Below are 1,113 nucleotides of genomic sequence, written 5' to 3'. Positions count from 1 at the left end.
GATTCTCTATCTGCTGGCGACAAAGCGATCATTGTGCTTGGTGAAACCCCATTCTACGCTGAGTCAGGCGGTCAATGTGGTGATGCGGGTGAAATCCGCACTGAAGCTGGTGTATTCCGAGTAGAAGATACTCAAAAGTTAGGCAACGCAATCGCACACCACGGTGTTATGGCGGAAGGTGTTCTAGCGAAAGGCGATGAAGTCGCTACTATCGTTGACGCAGAACGTCGCGCAGCTATCTCTCTAAACCACTCAGCAACGCACTTGCTACACGCCGCACTTCGTCAAGTTCTTGGTGAGCACGTGACGCAAAAAGGCTCTTTGGTTAAAGCAGAAAACTTACGTTTTGACTTCTCTCATCTAGAAGCGGTAACGGCGGCAGAGCTAAAAGAAGTTGAGCGTCTAGTGAACGCGCAAATTCGTCGCAACCACGTTATTGAAACCAACGTGATGGACATTGAGTCTGCGAAGAAGAAAGGCGCAATGGCACTATTTGGCGAGAAGTACGATGATGAAGTACGCGTACTGTCTATGGGCGATTTCTCTACAGAGCTTTGTGGTGGTATACACGCTTCTAACACTGGCGATATCGGCTTATTCAAGATCGCCTCGGAGAGCGGTATCGCGGCGGGCATCCGTCGTATTGAAGCAGTAACAGGTGAAGCAGCTCTAGATGCGATCGAAGCTCAAGCAGCAAAATACGAAGAGAAACTAGCAGAATCTGCACAAAAAGCGAAAACGCTAGAAAAAGAACTTCAGAAGCTTAAAGACAAGATGGCTGCTGCTGAAAGCGCAAACATCATGGGTAAAGCAGTGGAAGTAAACGGCACGAAAGTACTGGTTGCTGCACTAGAAGGCGCAGATAGCAAAAACCTACGTACAATGGTTGACGACATCAAGAACCAAATGGGCTCAGGTGTTGTGCTTCTAGCAAACGTAACAGATGACAAAGTTGGCTTGATTGCTGGTGTGACGAAAGATCTGGTAGGCACAGTTAAGGCGGGCGACCTCGTTAAAATGGTTGCAGAGCAGGTTGGTGGTAAGGGCGGTGGTCGTCCTGACATGGCGCAAGCTGGTGGTACTGATGTGTCAGCATTACCAGAAGCGATCAAA

1 protein-coding gene is annotated in these 1,113 nt (G+C 48.8%); it reads left to right on the top strand.

Going from position 1 to position 1,113, the window contains the following annotated elements; translation table 11 throughout:
• Window positions 1-1,113: DHHA1 domain-containing protein (locus tag R7M72_RS25500; RefSeq protein WP_318056509.1), on the top strand; the 1,113-nt coding region annotated here is incomplete at both ends.

This window comes from Vibrio sp. YT-18 (assembly GCF_033337345.1).
Taxonomy (GTDB): Bacteria; Pseudomonadota; Gammaproteobacteria; order Enterobacterales; family Vibrionaceae; genus Vibrio; species Vibrio alginolyticus.
Note: the sequence above shows the minus strand (reverse complement) of the source record. Positions and strands in the feature narration are given on the sequence as shown.